At 51.0% G+C, this 3651-nt stretch carries 2 tRNA genes and 2 rRNA genes; all 4 read right to left on the bottom strand.

The features are described 5' to 3' along the window. Positions 1 to 47: 47 nt before the first annotated feature. The 4 genes from rrf to KVG88_RS30875 all read right to left on the bottom strand — a co-directional run bounded on the left by rrf (position 48) and on the right by KVG88_RS30875 (position 3644). Positions 48 to 163 (bottom strand): 5S ribosomal RNA (gene rrf / locus KVG88_RS30890). Between the two features lie 162 nt (positions 164 to 325). Next, positions 326 to 3217, bottom strand: a 23S ribosomal RNA gene (locus KVG88_RS30885). A gap of 244 nt (positions 3218 to 3461) precedes the next feature. Next, positions 3462 to 3537 (bottom strand) — tRNA-Ala (locus tag KVG88_RS30880). Between the two features lie 30 nt (positions 3538 to 3567). Next, positions 3568 to 3644: transfer RNA gene (locus KVG88_RS30875), tRNA-Ile, on the bottom strand. Positions 3645 to 3651 lie beyond the last annotated feature (7 nt).

Here is a 3651-nt window from a genome sequence, read left to right as displayed (position 1 = left end):
CAAAACAAAACCCCAACTGCTTTCGCAATTGGGGTTTCGGAATTTAATCTTGACGATGACCTACTCTCACATGGGGAAACCCCACACTACCATCGGCGATGCATCGTTTCACTGCTGAGTTCGGGATGGGATCAGGTGGTTCCAATGCTCTATGGTCGTCAAGAAATTCGGGTACCGAACCGTGGCCAGTTGGCCGCGCTTCAGCAAATTGGGTATGTAATAGATTTGTGTGTTTTTCGAACTTTCGGTTCATTGCGTCTTCACACACCGCAATCTGGTCTCTTTCGTTTCTTCAACTAGGAGCATCAAATTGCTTGGGTGTTATATGGTCAAGCCTCACGGGCAATTAGTATTGGTTAGCTCAACGCCTCACAGCGCTTACACACCCAACCTATCAACGTCGTAGTCTTCGACGGCCCTTCAGGGGACTCAAGGTCCCAGTGAGATCTCATCTTGAGGCTAGTTTCCCGCTTAGATGCTTTCAGCGGTTATCTATTCCGAACATAGCTACCCGGCAATGCCACTGGCGTGACAACCGGAACACCAGAGGTTCGTCCACTCCGGTCCTCTCGTACTAGGAGCAGCCCCTCTCAAATCTCAAACGTCCACGGCAGATAGGGACCGAACTGTCTCACGACGTTCTAAACCCAGCTCGCGTACCACTTTAAATGGCGAACAGCCATACCCTTGGGACCGGCTTCAGCCCCAGGATGTGATGAGCCGACATCGAGGTGCCAAACACCGCCGTCGATATGAACTCTTGGGCGGTATCAGCCTGTTATCCCCGGAGTACCTTTTATCCGTTGAGCGATGGCCCTTCCATACAGAACCACCGGATCACTAAGACCTACTTTCGTACCTGCTCGACGTGTCTGTCTCGCAGTCAAGCGCGCTTTTGCCTTTATACTCTACGACCGATTTCCGACCGGTCTGAGCGCACCTTCGTACTCCTCCGTTACTCTTTAGGAGGAGACCGCCCCAGTCAAACTACCCACCATACACTGTCCTCGATCCGGATAACGGACCTGAGTTAGAACCTCAAAGTTGCCAGGGTGGTATTTCAAGGATGGCTCCACGCGAACTGGCGTCCACGCTTCAAAGCCTCCCACCTATCCTACACAAGCAAATTCAAAGTCCAGTGCAAAGCTATAGTAAAGGTTCACGGGGTCTTTCCGTCTAGCCGCGGATACACTGCATCTTCACAGCGATTTCAATTTCACTGAGTCTCGGGTGGAGACAGCGCCGCCATCGTTACGCCATTCGTGCAGGTCGGAACTTACCCGACAAGGAATTTCGCTACCTTAGGACCGTTATAGTTACGGCCGCCGTTTACCGGGGCTTCGATCAAGAGCTTCGCGTTAGCTAACCCCATCAATTAACCTTCCGGCACCGGGCAGGCGTCACACCCTATACGTCCACTTTCGTGTTTGCAGAGTGCTGTGTTTTTAATAAACAGTCGCAGCGGCCTGGTATCTTCGACCGGCGTGGGCTTACGGAGCAAGTCCTTCACCCTCACCGGCGCACCTTCTCCCGAAGTTACGGTGCCATTTTGCCTAGTTCCTTCACCCGAGTTCTCTCAAGCGCCTTGGTATTCTCTACCCAACCACCTGTGTCGGTTTGGGGTACGGTTCCTGGTTACCTGAAGCTTAGAAGCTTTTCTTGGAAGCATGGCATCAACCACTTCGTCACCCAAAGGGTAACTCGTCATCAGCTCTCGGCCTTAGAATCCCGGATTTACCTAAGATTCCAGCCTACCACCTTAAACTTGGACAACCAACGCCAAGCTGGCCTAGCCTTCTCCGTCCCTCCATCGCAATAACCAGAAGTACAGGAATATTAACCTGTTTTCCATCGACTACGCTTTTCAGCCTCGCCTTAGGGACCGACTAACCCTGCGTCGATTAACGTTGCGCAGGAAACCTTGGTCTTTCGGCGTGGGTGTTTTTCACACCCATTGTCGTTACTCATGTCAGCATTCGCACTTCTGATACCTCCAGCAAGCTTCTCAACTCACCTTCACAGGCTTACAGAACGCTCCTCTACCGCATCACCTAAGTGATACCCGTAGCTTCGGTGTATGGTTTGAGCCCCGTTACATCTTCCGCGCAGGCCGACTCGACTAGTGAGCTATTACGCTTTCTTTAAAGGGTGGCTGCTTCTAAGCCAACCTCCTAGCTGTCTAAGCCTTCCCACATCGTTTCCCACTTAACCATAACTTTGGGACCTTAGCTGACGGTCTGGGTTGTTTCCCTTTTCACGACGGACGTTAGCACCCGCCGTGTGTCTCCCATGCTCGGCACTTGTAGGTATTCGGAGTTTGCATCGGTTTGGTAAGTCGGGATGACCCCCTAGCCGAAACAGTGCTCTACCCCCTACAGTGATACATGAGGCGCTACCTAAATAGCTTTCGAGGAGAACCAGCTATCTCCGAGCTTGATTAGCCTTTCACTCCGATCCACAGGTCATCCGCTAACTTTTCAACGGTAGTCGGTTCGGTCCTCCAGTCAGTGTTACCTAACCTTCAACCTGCCCATGGATAGATCGCCCGGTTTCGGGTCTATTCCCAGCGACTAGACGCCCTATTAAGACTCGCTTTCGCTACGCCTCCCCTATTCGGTTAAGCTCGCCACTGAAAATAAGTCGCTGACCCATTATACAAAAGGTACGCAGTCACCCAACAAAGTGGGCTCCCACTGCTTGTACGCATACGGTTTCAGGATCTATTTCACTCCCCTCTCCGGGGTTCTTTTCGCCTTTCCCTCACGGTACTAGTTCACTATCGGTCAGTCAGTAGTATTTAGCCTTGGAGGATGGTCCCCCCATATTCAGACAAAGTTTCTCGTGCTCCGTCCTACTCGATTTCATGACCAAGAGATTTTCGCGTACAGGGCTATCACCCACTATGGCCGCACTTTCCAGAGCGTTCCGCTAATCTCAAAGCCACTTAAGGGCTAGTCCCCGTTCGCTCGCCACTACTAAGGGAATCTCGGTTGATTTCTTTTCCTCAGGGTACTTAGATGTTTCAGTTCCCCTGGTTCGCCTCTTGCACCTATGTATTCAGTACAAGATAACCATCTTATGATGGCTGGGTTCCCCCATTCAGACATCTCCGGATCAAAGTCTGTTTGCCGACTCCCCGAAGCTTTTCGCAGGCTACCACGTCTTTCATCGCCTCTGACTGCCAAGGCATCCACCGTATGCGCTTCTTCACTTGACCATATAACCCCAAGCAATCTGGTTATACTGTGAAGACGACATTCGCCGAAAATTCGAATTTCTCAACTAAGAGAACTCACAAATTTTACCTTAGCCTGATCCGTTACCAGTGAAAGTAACGTTCAGTCTATCTTTCTATCACATACCCAAATTTTTAAAGAACGAACTAGTCAAAGACTAGAAATCAACATTCATCATCACAGCGATGGAATGCTCATTTCTAAGCTTTACTTCAGAAGCAGTAGTGGTGGAGCCAAACGGGATCGAACCGTTGACCTCCTGCGTGCAAGGCAGGCGCTCTCCCAGCTGAGCTATGGCCCCGTATTTCTACAGGCGTTTCCCACACAAAATTGGTGGGTCTGGGCAGATTCGAACTGCCGACCTCACCCTTATCAGGGGTGCGCTCTAACCAACTGAGCTACAGACCCAATTTCG

The sequence above is a fragment of the Pseudomonas azerbaijanoccidentalis genome, from assembly GCF_019145495.1.
GTDB classification, from domain to species: Bacteria; Pseudomonadota; Gammaproteobacteria; order Pseudomonadales; family Pseudomonadaceae; genus Aquipseudomonas; species Aquipseudomonas azerbaijanoccidentalis.
The sequence above is the reverse complement of the archived record's forward strand: the minus strand, read 5'-3'. Positions and strand labels throughout refer to the sequence as shown.